The following is a 15203-nucleotide window of genomic DNA, read 5'->3' as shown; positions in this document are numbered from 1 at the left end:
GGCGCTTGTCGGACGCCGGCACGGGTGTGGGTCGGTGCGGTCCGGTCCGGTGCTGGTTGGTTGCTCGGTCGGGTGCCGGCGGCTGCCGGCGGGTGCCGGTCGCTCGCCGGTCGGGATCCGACCGCCCGCCGGTCAGTGCGGCGGGGGAGCGCCGCCGTCCTCGCGCCGCCCGCGGACGGCGATCGCCGTGACGAGCGCCGACACCATCGCCAGGACACCGACGACGACCAGGCCCTCGCGGACGCCGATCGACTCGGTGAGCGCGCCGGCGACGAGACCGCCCACCGCGTGGCCCCCGAGCAGGACGGGGGAGTAGATCGCGAGCACCCGGCCACGCATCGCCGCCGGTGCGGTGAGCTGGACCAGGCTTGCGGCGCTCGTGATGAACAGGAGCGTCGCGGCGCCGACGGCGATGAGAGCGACGACGAACGCGAGCTCGGTGGGCATGAGTGCCGCGACGATCTCGACCGCACCGAAGATCGCCGCGGCCCAGACCACGAGGCGCATGTCGAGCGAGCGGACTCGAGCGCCGATCACCGCGCCCGTCATCGCCCCGACGGCGGACGCCGAGTTGTACAGCCCGAACCCGGTCGCCCCCGAGCCCCACTCGGTCTCGGCGAACGCGGTGAGGACCACGGGACCGTTCATGCCGAAGGCCCCGATGCACCCCGCGAGCACGAACACCCAGCGCAGCGTGGGGTGCTGCACCACGTAGCGGAACCCCTCGCGGATCTGCCCCGGCGCGGGACGGAGCCGGTGCGATACGTCGGACGCGGCGGTGCGGACGAGGCTCAGCAGGGCGAGCCCGACGAGGGCGAGCGAGGCGGTCACGACGAACGACCACCCTTCGCCTACCGAGTGGATGAGCACCCCGGCGACGGCGGGGGCGATCATCCCGGAGAGCTGCGCGACGACGTTGTTGGTGCTCACCGCGGTGCGTAGCCGGGAGTCGCCGACGATCTCGCCGACGAGGGCCTGGCGCGTCGGTTGGTCCATCGCCGTCACGAGCCCGAGCAGCACGGCGAAGACGTAGAGGTGCCACGGCTGCGCGGACCCGCTGAGGACGAGCGCGGCGAGCGCGAAGCCCAGGAGCGCTGCGACCGCGGTCGCGATCTGGACCAGCCGCCGCTTGTCGTGCCGGTCGGCGACGAGACCGAACGCGGGGCCGACCAGCAGCATGGGCAGGAACTGCAGCGCCACCGTGACGCCGACCGCGGCGGAGCTGCCGGTGAGCTCGAGGACGAGCCAGTCCTGCACCAGGCGCTGCATCCAGACCGAGAACCCGGTCACGAACTGGGCGCTGAGGAAGTACCGGTAGGGGACGACGGACCACAGGTCGGCGAGGCCGCGCGGTGCGCGCGGGCGTGGGCGTCGGCGCGGACGTCGGCGTGGACGTGGAAGTTGTCGGGGTGGCGTCACCCCCGGGACGATACGTCCTTCACGCCACGAGGGAAAGCGTTCTCCCGAAGACTCTCGCACCCCTCGGGTAAGCGTTCTCCCGGAATTCCAACGATCTGCGCCGATCGGTTTGAATCGTTACCAAATCTGGGTGTCGCAGGGCTGGACAAGGGGCGCCATCTCGGTGTTGTATCGTTTCATTCGGTTCACCGCGGCACTGCCGAGCGAGATCGAAGACCGGGCGTCGAAGTCGACGCCGCCCACGAGCAAGGAGGCTCCGATGAGGATTGCACGCACGAAGTTGGCCACAGGACTCGGGACCGCGACGGTCCTCGCGCTCGCGCTCACCGCATGCTCCGGCAGCTCGGACGGTGCGGGCAGCGACGACGCCGCTCCCGTGGACACCGAGGAGGACATCACCCTGACGTTCGCCTTCTGGGGCAACGACGACCGCGCGGACAAGTACGCGCAGTCGATCGACCTGTTCGAGGAGGCCAATCCGAACATCACGGTCCAGGAGCAGTTCCAGTCCTGGCCCGACTACTGGACGGCCCGCAACACGGAGGCCGCCGGTTCGTCGCTCCCTGACGTCATGCAGATGGACCTGTCCTACCTCCGCCAGTACGCCGCCGCCGGCCAGCTCGCCGACCTCTCGGGTCAGATCGACACGAACCTCGACGTGAGCGGATTCGACGAGTCGCTCCTCGCGTCGGGCACCGTCGACGGTACCCAGTACGCGATCCCGACCAGCGTCAACACCTTCGCGATGTTCTACAACCCGGCGCTCGTCGAGAGCCTCGGTGTCGACCTGCCGGCCGAGGGATACACCTGGGACGACTACTTCGCCTGGATCGAGGAGGCGAGCGCGGCGGGCGCCGACATGGACCCGCAGCTCTACGGTGCCGGTGACCCCACGGCCGTGTTCTGGCTCTTCCTGCAGAACCTCATCCAGCAGGGCATCGACCCGTTCACCGAGGACGGACAGCTCGGGTTCACGCCGGAGGACATGACGGCCTGGCTCGACAAGGGTCAGCCGCTGCGCGACGCGGGCGCGACCTTCCCGATCGACCAGGTCAAGCAGATCGAGCCGCTCGGCGGGTTCACGGTCAACCAGTCCGCCACGGAGATCAGCTGGGACAACTTCCTCGCCGGCTACGTCGCCGACTCGGGAACCGAGGACATCGCGATGCTCCCGATCCCGGCGGGCGACGACGGCGCCAAGATGTTCCCGAAGCCGTCGATGCTCCTCGCGCCGTCGGCGAACTCGGAGAACCCGGACGCTGCCGCTGCCCTGATCAGCTTCCTGGTCAACGACCCCGAGGTCGGCACGATCTTCGGCACGTCGAAGGGTGTCCCGGCGGTCCAGGCCCAGGTCGACGCCATGGGCGTCGAGGACGGCTCGGTCGACGCCCGCGTGGTGGAGTACGAGGAGTCCATCGCGGACCTCATCACCGAGACCGCGCCCCTGCCCGTCGAGGGCTTCGGCGCCGTCGAGGCGGAGTACCTGCGCCTCTCGGAGGAGCTGCAGTACGGCACCATCACCGTCGACGAGTTCGTCGAGCAGTGGTTCGCCAGCGCTGAGCAGTCGATCCCGCAGTCCTGACCCGTCGCGACGAGGGCTGAGCCCTCGCCCCGTCCCGGTGGGTGCCGGCCCGATCAGGTCGGCACCCACCAGGACGACGGACGCACCCGAGCAGACGACGACGATTGATCGGATACCCCACCGTGACGACATTCCCTGACGCGGTCGCGCCGACGAGTGCGGCCGGCACGGCCCTCGTGCGGCCCCCAGGTCCCGCTGGCGGCGGCCCGAGACCCGCGCTGGCTACGCGTTCCTCGCCCCGTGGCTCCTCGGCTTCCTGCTGCTGACCGCCGGACCGATGCTCGCCTCGCTGTACCTGGCGTTCACGGACTACAACCTCTTCCGTGACCCGCAGTGGATCGGCCTCGAGAACTTCCAGCGGCTCTTCGACGACCCGCGGTTCATCCAGTCGAGCAAGGTCACCGCGATCTACGTGCTGGTCGGGACCCCGGTCAAGCTCGTCGCGGCGCTGGCCGTCGCGATGCTGCTCAACGTCGCCTCGCGCGGCCAGGGTGCCTACCGGTCGATCTTCTACGCGCCGTCGCTGATCGGCGCGAGCGTCTCGATCGCGATCGTCTGGAAGGCGATGTTCTCCGACGACGGGATCGTCGACACGGTGCAACAGTTCTTCGGGTTCGGCCCGGGCGGTTGGGTCGGCGACCCGAGCATGACCATGCCGATGATGATCCTGCTCGCCGTCTGGCAGTTCGGTGCGCCGATGGTGATCTTCCTCGCCGGGCTCAAGCAGGTCCCGGCGGAGCTCTACGAGGCCGCCTCCGTCGACGGTGCCGGTCCGGTCCGCAAGTTCCTCAGGATCACCCTCCCGATGCTCTCCCCGGTGATCTTCTTCAACCTGCTGCTGGAGACGATCAACGCGTTCCAGGTCTTCAGCTCGGCGTTCATCATCTCGGGCGGTACCGGCGGGCCCGCCGGCTCGACGCTCTTCTACACCCTGTACCTCTACATCAAGGGGTTCACGGACTTCCAGATGGGCTACGCCTCGGCGATGGCCTGGGTCCTGGTCGTCGTCGTCGGCATCATCACGGCGATCTTCTTCAAGACGTCCAAGACCTGGGTCCACTACAGCGGAGAGGCCAAGTGAGCACCGTGAGCGAGACCCCCACCCTGACCACCGAGGCCCGCGGGGCCGGTCACCCGACGGACGACCGCACCGAGCAGCAGAGCACGGCGCGCAGGTCCGCCCGCACCCGTCGCGCGGGCAAGAGGCTCGTGTACCACCTGGCGGTGCTCGCGCTCGTCGTGGTCATCCTGTACCCGGCGGTATGGATGCTCATGTCGTCCTTCAAGCCGTCGAGCGACATCATCGGCAACATCAACGTCATTCCTGAGACGTGGACGTTCGACAACTACACCAAGGCCTTCGGTGGCATCGCCGGGATCTCGTTCTGGACGTTCTTCAAGAACTCCTTGATCCTCGCGGTCGCGTCCGTGGTCGGCGTGGTGCTGTCGGCGACCGTCAGTGCCTACGCCTTCGCGCGGATCGACTTCCCTGGGCGTGGGGTGTTCTTCGCGATCATGATCGGCACGCTGCTGCTGCCGTTCCACGTCGTGATCATCCCGCAGTACATCATCTTCAACAATCTCGGCCTCGTGAACTCGTTCTGGCCGCTGCTGCTCGGCAAGTTCCTCGCCGCCGAGGCGTTCTTCGTGTTCCTCATGGTCCAGTTCATGCGGAACCTGCCACGTGAGCTCGACGAGGCAGCGCGGATCGACGGAGCGGGCCACGTCCGGATCTTCCGATCGATCATGCTCCCGCTCATGCGCCCGGCGATCATCACGAGCTCGATCTTCGCCTTCATCTGGTCGTGGAACGACTTCCTGGGACCGCTGCTCTACCTCAAGCAGCCCGACCTGTACTCGCTGCCGATCGCGCTGCGCATCTACGTCGACCAGACCTCGGTCTCCGACTACGGCGCCCAGATGGCGATGGCCGTCCTCGCCCTCATCCCTGTCCTGCTGTTCTTCATCGCGTTCCAGCGGTACATCGTGGCCGGCGTGGCGACCCAGGGTCTGAAGGGTTGATCCGGTGCTGGGCCTCGACCGCGCCGACGGCGACCCCCGCGGCGGGCGCGACACCCCCGCCGGTCACGGCACGGCCGTGAACTCGCAGACTCCCGGTCCGCCTCGCCCGCGTGGCGAGCGGGGCGCGGGGCTGGCGCTGTTCGGCGAGACCGTGCTCGCCGGCCTGCTGGTCGCGGTCGGGAGCCTGCTCGTCGTCACGGCGCCCGGCGCGCTCGCGGCCGGGACCGCGCACCTGCGTCGCCAGGTCGCTGCTCGCGACGTGGGCGTGGGGAGGCTCGTCCGCGAGACATGGGCAGCGACCCGGGTGCTCTGGCCTCTCGGGGTCCTGGCGCCGATGGTGGCCGTCCTGCTCGCCGGGAACGTCGAGCTCGCCGCGTCGGGCGTGCTCCCGGGCGGAGCGCTCGTCCGTTGGGTGTCCCTGGGCGTGGGCGCCGTGGCACTGGTCGTGGTCCTGCGCGCGGTCGGTGCCTGGTCGGGACCCGAGGGTGAGCGCGACGTCGTCGGCGGTCGCTCCGGGTTCGCGGGCGCCGTCTCCGGCACGCGGCGGCTGATCCGCACCGGCGCGTCCCGGGCCGCCCACGACCTCGGAGGGTCGGTGCTGCTCCTGGCTGCCGTGGCGGCGTGCTCCGTGATCGTCTGGATGCTGGTGATCCTCGCCGTCGTCGTCCCGGGTCTGCTGTGCCTCGCCGTGGTCGCGGTCGAGGTGCGCCACGACCACCGTCGGTGACCGAGCGCGACCTGCACCTGCACCCGCACCTGCACCTGCACCGTCAACGAACCGCACCGACCCACGCCGAAGCACACCGAACCGCCCCCACCGAACCACCCGTCCTACGCCTGACCACCCCGAAGAGGTATCGCCGAACATGTCGCAGCCGACACCGTCCACCCTCGCCACCGCGCCGGGAGCGGCCGCCGAGGACGGGGGCTCGGGCACCGCGTCCCGCACCCGCTACGCCGTCGTCGGGACCGGTCACCGTGCCCACATGTACGTGTCGGCCCTGACGGGCGCGCACGCGGACCGCGGCGAGATCGTCGCCTGGGTCGAGCCCAACACCGTCCGGGCAGCCTTCTACGAGGCGGAGGTCGCGGGCGCCGTCGGCGGTGCCGGCGGTGCTGGCGGTGCCGGTGAGGGCGCGACCCGCCCCCGCTACGGCGCGGACGAGCTGGTGCGCGCGATCCGGGAGCAGCGCGTCGACCGGGTCGTGGTCACGTCCCCCGACACGACGCACGTCGACCACGTCTGCGCGGCGCTGCGGGCGGGCGTCGACGTGGTCGTCGAGAAGCCGTTGGCGACGACTCCCGAGGAGGCCCGCCGCATCGCGGAGGCCGTCGAGGAGACGGGCCGCGACCTGACGATGACCTTCAACTACCGCTATGCGCCCCGCAACGCTGCGCTGCGCGACGTCATCGCGTCCGGCGAGATCGGCCGGGTCCTCGCGGTCCACTTCGAGTGGGCGCTCGACACGGTGCACGGCGCCGACTACTTCCGTCGCTGGCACCGCGAGAAGGACGTGTCGGGCGGGCTCCTCGTGCACAAGTCCAGCCACCACTTCGACCTCGTCAACTGGTGGATCGACGGTGTCCCGACCCGCGTGACGGCTGCCGGTGGCCGGCGCTTCTACGGGGACGACGGGGCGCACGCCCAGGGCTACGAGGCGTCGTCGGGGGAGTCGGCGCTCCGTGAGCGCGGCATCGACCCGTGGGCCATGGATCTCGGGTCGGACCCGCGGCTGGCAGCGATGTACGGCGCCGAGGCCCAGGCGGAGGACGGCTACCGGCGTGACCGCGACGTCTTCGACGCGGGGATCGAGCTCGAGGACACGCTTGCCCTCCTGGTCGAGTACGAGGGCGGTCCGGTGATGACCTACTCGCTCGTGGCCCACGCCCCGTTCGAGGGCTACCGCGTCTCCGTCACCGGCACGCAGGGTCGCGCCGACCTCGAGGTCGTCGAGCGCGGGTCCGTCGAGTTCGACGACTCGGGCCGCTCGATCCTCGATCCCAGCGCCACGCCCGCCGCATGGGCGGGGGACGACGTCCGCCCGTTCGGGGAGCGGCTCGTGGTGCAGCGGCACTGGGAGCGCGCGCAGGAGCGGGTGATCCCGGAGGGGATCGGCGGGCACGGGGGCGGCGACGCCTTCCTGCTCGACGACGTCTTCGTGGGACCGCCGAGCGACGACCGGCTCGGCCGCGCCGCCGGGTACCTGGACGGGATCCGGGCCTCCGCCGTCGGGTACGCGGCGAACCGGTCGCTCGCGTCGGGGGAGCCGGTCGCGATCGCCGATCTCGGCCTCGGCATCGACCTGGGACACGGCACGGACGACAGCAAGGAGAGGATCACCGCATGAGAGCCACGATCGTCGGGGCGGGCGCCATCGCCCACGCCCATGCCCATGCCCTCGCGAAGATCGACGGGGCGACGCTGACCGGCGTGGTCGACGTCGACCACGAGCGGGCGAAGAAGCTGGCGGAGGCCTTCGGCGCGACGTCGGTGGGGACCGACGTCGGTGCGGCGCTGGCCGCGGGGGACGTCGACGTGCTGCACGTCTGCACCCCGCCGTCCGTGCACCTCGACGCCGCCGTCGCGGCGCTGGCGGCCGGTGTCCACGTCGTGCTCGAGAAGCCGCCCGTGCTGTCGCTGGCGGAGATGGACGTGCTCCTGGCGGCCGAGGCGGCGTCGTCCGCCGCGCTGACCGTCATCGTCCAGCACCGTTTCGGCGCGGGGGCCGTGCGGCTGCGCGACCTCATCGCCCGGGGCGCGCTGGGCCGTCCGCTCGTCGCGGTGTGCGACACGCTCTGGTTCCGGGCGCCCGCCTACTACGAGGTGCCGTGGCGCGGTCGGTGGGAGACCGAGGGCGGCGGTACGACGATGGGTCACGGGATCCACCAGTTCGACCTGCTGCTCTCGCTGCTGGGCCCGTGGTCCGAGGTCCGGGCGATCGCGGCGCGCCAGGCCCGGGACACCGAGACCGAGGACGTCTCGATGGCGCTCGTGACCTTCGACAACGGTGCCGTCGCCTCGGTCGTGAACTCGACGCTCTCACCGCGCGAGACCTCCGTCGTGCGCATCGACACCGAGCGCGCGACCGTCGAGCTCGAGCACCTCTACGGCTACGACGACTCGCACTGGACCTTCACCCCGGCACCTGGCGACGACGACGCCGCCGACCTGTGGGTCCCCGACGCGTCGGCGCCGGAGAGCGGGCACCTCGGTCAGCTCGCGCCGACGTATGCGGCGTTCGCCGCCGGGGAGCCGCCACCCGTCTCGGGCGCCGAGGCACGCCGCACGCTCGAGCTCGCAGCGGCGATCTACCGCTCGGCGTTCACCGGCGAGACCGTCCGAGCAGGCAACATCGGGCCCGACGACCCGTTCGCCCGCTCGATGGAGGGTTCCGGGGCCCCGTGGGCCGGGACTCCGTCGGAGCCGCCTCCCGGCCCCGCGCCCGCGCCGACGGGACGCGCTCGATGAGCGGCCTCTCCGTCCGGGACGAGACCGGGACGCTCGTCGTCTCCCACGACGGCGCGCCGCTGGTCTCCTACGTCTACCGACCGACGGACGTCCAGCTCGAGAGCCCCCGGCCGTACTTCCACCCCGTCCGCACGCTCGGCGGCGACCTCGTCTCGCTGTTCCGCCCGCACGACCACGTCTGGCACAAGGGGATCGCCTGGTCCCTGCCGAACGTGGGCCCGTACAACTTCTGGGGCGGCCCGACGTACGTGCGCGACGAGGGCTACGTCCAGCTCGACAACGACGGGTCCATGGAGCACGACGGGTTCCGCGACGTCCGCGTCGAGGGCGACGCCGCCACCGTCGTCGAGGACCTCGTCTGGCGCGCGCCGCCGTCCGACGCGGGGCCCGGCGACGCCGTCGTCCGCGAGGAGCGCGAGATCCACGTCGAGGTGGCGGACGGCGTCTGGTACCTCTCGTTCGCCTCCCACCTGACGAACGTCTCGGGCGGCGCCCTCCCGTTCGGCAGCCCGACGACGAACGGTCGCGACAACGCCGGGTACGGCGGCCTCTTCTGGCGCGGCCCGCGCTCGTTCACGGACGGGACGCTCCTGGCCCCCGGCGTCGCCGGCGGCGAGGAGCTGCGCGGGGAGCGGCTGCCCTGGATGGGCTTCACAGGTGTCCACGACGGGACGGCCACGGCGTCGAGCCTCGTGATCGTGGACGTCCCCGGCAACCCCGGCGGCGTGCCGCAGTGGTTCGCACGCAACGAGAACTTCGCGTGCCTGTGCCCGGCCCCGTTCTTCTCGACGGAGGTCGACTTCCCGGCGGGCTCGACCAGGACCTTCCGGTACGCGGTCGCGGTGGCCGACGGCGCCGCCGACCCCGAGCGGGCCGAGCAGCTCGCGGCCGTGGCGCTCGCGGTCGTGGAACGGATCTCGGGAGCAGCGGCGCGATGAGCGACCCGCTCCTGCCCGGTGGCTCGTCGGCGAGCCTCCTCAGCGTCTACGACTGGCCCGCGCCGGACGCCCCCGGTGGCAGCGGCAGCCCGCACCTGCACACCGTCGCCTCGGAGGCCTACGTCGTCGTCGCCGGCGAGGGCGCGGTGCAGACGCTCTCGGCCGAGGGCTTCGCCGAGCGGGACCTCGTCCCGGGCCGCGTGGTCTGGTTCACGGCCGGGGTGGTCCACCGGCTCCTGAACCGGGGTGGGCTGGAGATCGTCGTCCTCATGTCGGACTCCGGGCTCCCGGAGGCGGGGGACGCCGTCCTGACCTTCCCGCCGGACGTCCTCGCGGACCCCGAGGCGTACCGGGCGGCGGTGACGCTCCCCGCACCGGGGAGCGTGCCGGACGACGTCCGCGAGCGGGCTGCCCGGCGGCGCCGCGACCTCGCTCTCGAGGGCTACCGAGCGCTGCTCAGCTCGGTGGAGGACGACGGGCCTGGTGCCCTCGGCCCTCTGCACGAGGCCGCGGCGCGCCTGGTCGCACCGCAGACGGCGAGCTGGGCCCGGAGCCCCGCCGGCGTCGAGGCGGGGAGCGGAGCGCGGCCGCCCTGGCGGCGATCGCGGCCGGTGGGGGCGTCGCGACCGCACACCTGGCGGCCGGCTCGGTCGCCGAGCGGGACGCCCTGCCGGGCCGTCGCCTCGGCATGTGCGGCATGCTGCGCCGGTTCGACGTCCCTACGGGCGGCAGCGACTGACGGCCTCGGCCGAGACTCGACCCGTCCCCACGACCACCGCTGACGAGGAGCCCCCGTGCCCCAGTTCGACCTCCCGCTCGACGCTCTCGTCGACTACCGCCCCGAGCGCGACGAGCCCGCCGACTTCGACGACTTCTGGGAGCGCACCCTCGCGGAGCAGGAGGCCGCGCACCCGCTCACGTACGTCGCCGAGCGCGTCGAGACCGGTCTGGTCGCGATCGACACCGACGACGTGACCTTCACGGGCTACGGCGGGCAGCCGATCAAGGCGTGGTTCCACCGGCCCGCAGGTGCGACGGAGGACCTGGGGATCGTCGTCACCTACATCGGGTACGGCGGCGGGCGCGGCCTGTCCCACGAGCACACGCTGCTCGCCCAGGCGGGCTACGCCGTCCTCGTCATGGACAACCGGGGCCAGGGCAGCGCGCACCAGCTGGGGCACACGGGCGACGTGGCAGCCTCGGGGCCGCACGCCGCGGGGTTCCTCACCCAGGGCATCGACGACCCGGAGACGTACTACTACCGCCGGCTCTTCGTCGACACGGTGCGCGCCGTCGACGTCGCGCGCTCGATGCCCGGTGTCGACCCCGAGCGGGTGCTCCTCTCGGGTGGGAGCCAGGGTGGAGCGATGGCGCTCGCGTCCGCCGCTCTGTGCACCGCGCGCGGCGTCCCGCTGCGCGGCGTGATCGTCGACGTCCCGTTCCTCTCCCACGTGCGACGGTGCACGGAGATCACGGACGCGCTCCCGTACGCCGAGATCGTCCAGTACCTCTTCGCGCACCGGGACCTCGTCGAGCAGACCTTCCGGACGGTGTCGTACTTCGACGGGGTGAACTTCGCGCCTCGGATCTCCGCGCCGGTGCTGAGCTCCGTGGGGCTGCGGGACGTGGTGTGCCCGCCGTCGGCCGTGTACGCGGTCTACAACCACCTGGCGTCGGTCGAGAAGGAGATGAAGGTCTACTCGTACAACGGCCACGAGAACGGCGGGCCGTTCCAGGACGCGGAGCACGTGCGGTTCGCGCATCGGGTGCTCGCGCGCTGAGCCGGGCCCGTGGCCGTCGCCGCGGCCGTGGCCTTGGCGACGGCGGGCTGAGATCCCGGGTGGCGGACGGCGCGGCTCAGCCGGGCAGCAAGGTCTCGACCGGTGCGTCCCGGTCGCACACGAGCACGCCGTCGACGACCCGGAGCACGGCGGCCTGGACCGACGACCGCCGGTCGGCCGCGACGCCCCCGGGACCGTCGTCGAGCCCTCGTCCCTCGTCGACGACCGGTGCGCCGGGGGCGCCCGACTCCGGGCCGGGGTGCGTGAAGTACACGATCCACGCCTCGTCGTCCGAGACCGGCACGACGTCGGCGTGCAGGCCGGGGCCGGTGTCGTCGGGCCTGGACCCGGAGCCGTCGAGCAGCAGCCCCTGCTGCTCCCACGTCGAGAGGTCGTCCGAGCGGTAGACCATCTGTCCGCGCCACTCGTCGACGATCATCCAGCCGTGCCCGCCGAGCCGGAAGACGTTCGGACCCTCGTGGGGCCGCCCGCCGATCACCCGCCCGACGACGTCCCAGCGGTACAGGTCGGGGCTGTCGGCCGCCCAGGTGGTCGAGCCGTCCGCCTCGTCCTTGTACCAGAGCCGCCACCCGCCGGGCACGGGGTGGACGCACGCGTCGATGACGCGGTCGGAGCTCAGGGGAGCGGCCCGTGGTCGGTCCAGCGCTCCAGGTCGGGGCTCGTCAGGTGCACGATGCGGCGGTCGTGGCCCGCCCACGCGTCCGGGACACCCGCGATCACGGTGAGGAACAGGTGGTACTCGCCGGCGGCGTGCACCACCTCGGGCGCCCAGTAGGTGTCCCGGCGCCACGGAGCCGTCGGGTCGCCGGGCAGGCCCGCGGCCGCGCCCAGCGCGCCCCGGTACGTCCAGCTCAGGCCCCGGTCGGTGGAGACGGCCACGCCGACGTCGCTCCCGTGCACCCACGCGACCCCCGGGCCCGGGGCCTGGGCGCGTCGCTGGGTGTAGAGCAACCACCACTCGCCGCGCTCGAGGTGGCGGACGAGCACGGGGTCGGTCGCGCCGTCCTGCACGGGGTCGCGGAACAGCGGCGCGGGCGCACAGGTGCTGCTCACGCGCGCGACGTGCTCGACGCGCGGACGACGAGCTCAGGCTGGAAGACCACGTTGGTCGCGGTGTCGCCCCCGGCGAGGAGGATGTCGGCCGCGCGGTACCCGAGCCGGTGCGTCGGCTGCCGGACGGAGGTCAACGGGGTGGCGAGCTCGGCGGCGAACGTCACGTCGTCGTACCCCACGACGGCCATCTCCGTCGGGACGGGGACCTGCTCGCGCCGCAGCCCCCGCATCGCGCCGAGCGCCGTCAGGTCGTTCACGCAGAAGGTGGCGGTGGGGCGGTCCCGGGCGCCCAGCACCTGGAGGATGCCGCGCTCGCCCCCGTCGGCGTTGAGGGCGGGCAGCGTGATCTCGAGCAGGGCCTCGTCGGGGTCGAGGCCGGCGGCGACGATCGCGCTCACGACGCCCTCGTGGCGGTCGGCGGCCTGACGGATGTCGTGCGGGCCGTTGAGGAACGCGATGCGGACGTGGCCCTGGTCCAACAGGTGCTGGGCGGCGAGCCGGCCACCGGCGACGTCGTCGACCGCGACGGACGAGAGCTCGGGGACCGGCGAGGTGCGGTCGAGGAGCACCACGCCGATGCCGCGACCGGGGAGCGCGAGCAGGTGGTCGATGTCCCGGGTGGCGGGGACGACCATCACGCCCTGGACGCCGTGCTCCTCGAAGAGCCGGAGGTAGCGCGCCTCCCGAGCGGGGTCCTCGTCGGAGCTCGCGAGCATGACCGTGTAGCTGTCCTGGTCGAGCCGGTCCTCGATGCCGCGCGCGACGTCGGTGAAGAAGGGGTTGGCGATGTCGAGGACGATCGCGCCGGCGGTGGTGATGGTGCCGGCCCGCAGCTGGCGGGCCGACCCGTTGGGGATGAACGCGAGCTCGTCGATCGCGCCGAGCACGCGGTCCCTGGTGTGCGGGGAGACGCGGTCCGGCCGGTTGAGCACGTTGGAGACGGTGCCGACCGAGACCTCCGCCAGCTTCGCGACGTCGCTGATCGACGCCCGGCGTCGCTGGACCGGTGTGCTCATGTGATCCCCTCGTCCTGCGGGCGGCCTCGTCGCGTGCCCGTCTGCTACGCCGACCTCCGACGGATGTCGGGGCGCACCCTGGTGCGACCCTACCGATCTCCGCGGTGGTGCTAGGTTCGGCATCCTATCTGAACCGATTCACGAAAGAGGTCGACGATGACCCAGGTGTGCTTCGTGTCCCGCGTCCGCGCGGACCGGATCGACGAGTACCGGGCGGTCCACGCCGCTGTGTGGCCCGAGATGCTGGCGGCGCTGGCCGACACCGGGTGGCGCGACTACCGGCTGTTCCTCGCCGACGACGGGTTGCTGGTGGGCATCCTGCAGACCGACGACTTCGAGCGCGCGCAGCAGGACATGGCGGCGCGCGAGGTCAACGACCGGTGGCAGGCCGAGATGGGGGAGTTCTTCGAGCCGTCACCGGGGCGGCCGGACGAGGGCTTCGTGGTGCTCGACGAGGTGTTCCACCTCGAGGCCCAGCTCGCCGCCGCTCGGGGAGGGGACCCCGCGGGGGCCGAGCCGTCGGGCGGACCGCGGGATCCGCAGGATCTCTAGCGTGATCGCACGGCCGGCGCCGCCACGGCGCGCGGGGCGTCGGGTCGGTCGCGGCGAGGGGGCCGGTTGACGCGGATCTGAGTTGCACGTAAGTTATGAATCGATTCAACACACGGCGGGCCGACCCGGCCCCGGAGCCCCGCACCGATGCGCGGGCGAGGAGGAACCATGACGGTGACCACACCCACCCTGGACGGGCGGCTCCGTGAGGCGCTCGGCAACCAGACCATCGAGCTGCCCTCGTGGGCGTTCGGCAACAGCGGCACCCGCTTCAAGGTGTTCGGCACCCCCGGCACCCCGCGCGACCCGTTCGAGAAGCTCGCGGACGCCGCCCAGGTGAACCGCTACACGGGCGCGGCGCCCCGCGTGTCGCTGCACATCCCGTGGGACCTGGTCGACGACTACACGGAGCTCTCGCGCCACGCGCAGGAGCTCGGCGTCACGATCGGCATGATCAACTCGAACCTCTTCCAGGACGACGACTACAAGCTCGGGTCGCTCACCCACCCTGACGCCCGCGTCCGGGCCAAGGCCGTGGCCCACCACGTGCAGTGCGTCGACGTCATGCGGGCCACCGGCTCCAAGGAGCTCAAGGTCTGGCTGCCCGACGGCACGAACTACCCGGGCCAGGACTCGATCCGTGCCCGCCAGGACCGTCTCGCGGACTCGCTCGCGGAGATCTACGCGGCCCTCGACGACGACCACCGGATGGTGCTCGAGTACAAGTTCTTCGAGCCCGCGTTCTACACGATGGACGTCCCGGACTGGGGCACGTCGCTGCTGCACTGCCTGGCCCTCGGTGAGAAGGCGAAGGTCGTCCTCGACACCGGCCACCACGCGCCGGGCACCAACATCGAGTTCATCGTCGCGCAGCTGCTGCGCCAGGGTCGCCTCGGCGCGTTCGACTTCAACTCGCGCTTCTACGCGGACGACGACCTGATGGCCGGCGCCGCCGACCCGTTCCAGCTGTTCCGGATCATGCGCGAGATCGTCGAGGCCGACGCGCTGCGCCCCGACTCGGGCGTGAACTTCATGCTCGACCAGTGCCACAACATCGAGGACAAGATCCCGGGGCAGATCCGCTCGGTGATGAACGTCCAGGAGGCCACGGCCAAGGCGCTGCTCGTCGACGCCGACGCCCTCCTCGCGGCGCAGACCGCCGGCGACGTCCTCGGCGCGAACGGCGTCCTCATGGACGCGTACAACACCGACGTGCGCGGGCTGCTCGCCGACCTGCGCGCCGAGAAGGGGCTCGACCCGAACCCGATGGCCGCCATCGCCGCCTCGGGATACCTGGACACGATCGCAGCCGAGCGCGTCGGTGGCGCGCAGGCCGGATGGGGAGCATGA

14 protein-coding genes and 1 pseudogene are annotated in these 15203 nt (G+C 71.9%); 11 read left to right on the top strand and 4 right to left on the bottom strand.

Annotated elements, in window-relative coordinates; genetic code table 11:
• Positions 1-132: 132 nt before the first annotated feature.
• On the bottom strand, positions 133-1419 hold the full coding sequence (locus tag QUE47_RS03280; protein ID WP_286218548.1) for an MFS transporter: 1287 nt from the start codon (positions 1417-1419) through the stop codon (positions 133-135).
• 259 nt (positions 1420-1678) lie between these two features.
• Here QUE47_RS03280 and QUE47_RS03275 point away from each other — a divergent pair, with 259 nt between their 5' ends.
• The 9 genes and pseudogenes from QUE47_RS03275 (at position 1679) to QUE47_RS03235 (ending at position 11211) form a co-directional block, all read left to right on the top strand.
• On the top strand, positions 1679-3001 hold the full coding sequence (locus QUE47_RS03275; protein ID WP_286218547.1) for an ABC transporter substrate-binding protein: 1323 nt from the start codon (positions 1679-1681) through the stop codon (positions 2999-3001).
• A 208-nt stretch (positions 3002-3209) separates the two neighbouring features.
• Positions 3210-4082, top strand: a pseudogene (locus QUE47_RS03270) (carbohydrate ABC transporter permease); the annotation flags it as partial.
• Between the two features lie 5 nt (positions 4083-4087).
• Entirely contained in the window at positions 4088-5023 is a 936-nt protein-coding gene (locus QUE47_RS03265) for a carbohydrate ABC transporter permease (protein WP_434019751.1), read from the top strand.
• A 4-nt stretch (positions 5024-5027) separates the two neighbouring features.
• Positions 5028-5750, top strand: coding sequence for a hypothetical protein (locus tag QUE47_RS03260; protein ID WP_286218545.1), 723 nt, complete (start codon positions 5028-5030; stop codon positions 5748-5750).
• A 139-nt stretch (positions 5751-5889) separates the two neighbouring features.
• Positions 5890-7371, top strand: a complete 1482-nt coding sequence (locus tag QUE47_RS03255; RefSeq protein WP_286218544.1) for a Gfo/Idh/MocA family protein — start codon at positions 5890-5892, stop codon at positions 7369-7371.
• Positions 7368-8492 carry a Gfo/Idh/MocA family protein gene (locus QUE47_RS03250; protein ID WP_286218543.1) on the top strand — a complete coding sequence of 375 codons (1125 nt, stop codon included), beginning with the start codon at positions 7368-7370 and terminating at the stop codon, positions 8490-8492. Before QUE47_RS03255 ends, QUE47_RS03250 begins: the two co-directional genes overlap by 4 nt.
• On the top strand, positions 8489-9430 hold the full coding sequence (locus QUE47_RS03245; RefSeq protein ID WP_286218542.1) for a DUF6807 domain-containing protein: 942 nt from the start codon (positions 8489-8491) through the stop codon (positions 9428-9430). Before QUE47_RS03250 ends, QUE47_RS03245 begins: the two co-directional genes overlap by 4 nt.
• Positions 9427-10212, top strand: a complete 786-nt coding sequence (locus QUE47_RS03240; RefSeq protein WP_286218541.1) for a cupin domain-containing protein — start codon at positions 9427-9429, stop codon at positions 10210-10212. The genes QUE47_RS03245 and QUE47_RS03240 overlap by 4 nt, the downstream gene beginning before the upstream one ends.
• Positions 10213-10224: 12 nt before the next feature.
• Positions 10225-11211, top strand: a complete 987-nt coding sequence (locus tag QUE47_RS03235) for an acetylxylan esterase (RefSeq protein ID WP_286218540.1) — start codon at positions 10225-10227, stop codon at positions 11209-11211.
• A gap of 76 nt (positions 11212-11287) precedes the next feature.
• On the opposite strand, the gene QUE47_RS03230 is transcribed toward QUE47_RS03235, so the two are convergent.
• The 3 genes from QUE47_RS03230 to QUE47_RS03220 are packed head-to-tail and all read right to left on the bottom strand — an operon-like array spanning position 11288 to position 13301.
• A complete protein-coding gene (locus QUE47_RS03230; RefSeq protein WP_286218539.1) occupies positions 11288-11812 on the bottom strand; it encodes a glycoside hydrolase family protein in 525 nt (174 codons plus the stop codon).
• 35 nt (positions 11813-11847) lie between these two features.
• Positions 11848-12285, bottom strand: coding sequence for a glycoside hydrolase family protein (locus QUE47_RS03225; protein ID WP_286218537.1), 438 nt, complete (start codon positions 12283-12285; stop codon positions 11848-11850).
• Complete coding sequence (locus tag QUE47_RS03220; RefSeq protein ID WP_286218536.1) at positions 12282-13301, bottom strand: LacI family DNA-binding transcriptional regulator; 1020 nt, start codon at positions 13299-13301, stop codon at positions 12282-12284. Before QUE47_RS03220 ends, QUE47_RS03225 begins: the two co-directional genes overlap by 4 nt.
• Before the next feature lie 156 nt (positions 13302-13457).
• Here QUE47_RS03220 and QUE47_RS03215 point away from each other — a divergent pair, with 156 nt between their 5' ends.
• Entirely contained in the window at positions 13458-13853 is a 396-nt protein-coding gene (locus tag QUE47_RS03215) for an L-rhamnose mutarotase (RefSeq protein ID WP_286218535.1), read from the top strand.
• 168 nt (positions 13854-14021) lie between these two features.
• A complete protein-coding gene (rhaI, locus tag QUE47_RS03210; protein WP_286218534.1) occupies positions 14022-15203 on the top strand; it encodes an L-rhamnose isomerase in 1182 nt (393 codons plus the stop codon).

Source organism: Paraoerskovia sediminicola (assembly GCF_030296575.1).
GTDB classification, from domain to species: Bacteria; Actinomycetota; Actinomycetes; order Actinomycetales; family Cellulomonadaceae; genus Paraoerskovia; species Paraoerskovia sediminicola.
This window is presented reverse-complemented; position numbering and strand designations above follow the sequence as displayed.